The 271-nt window shown below is 59.4% G+C and carries 1 rRNA gene; it reads left to right on the plus strand.

The features are described from left to right. A 23S ribosomal RNA gene (locus AC5Y31_RS21835) occupies positions 1 to 271 on the plus strand; the annotation flags it as partial.

Consider the following 271-nt stretch of genomic DNA (forward strand, 5'->3'; position numbering starts at 1 on the left):
GTATTGGGTAGGGGAGCGTCCTGCATCCGGTGAAGCCACAGAGTGATCTAGTGGTGGAGGGTGTGGGAGCGAGAATGCAGGCATGAGTAGCGATGAGGCAAGTGAGAACCTTGCCCGCCGAAAGACCAAGGGTTCCTGGGCCAGGCCAGTCCTCCCAGGGTGAGTCGGGACCTAAGGCGAGGCCGACAGGCGTAGTCGATGGACAACGGGTTGATATTCCCGTACCCGTGTGTGGGCGTCCCTGATGAATCAGCGGTACTAACCACCCAAA

The sequence above is a fragment of the Mycobacterium sp. NGS18 genome (genome assembly GCF_059813185.1).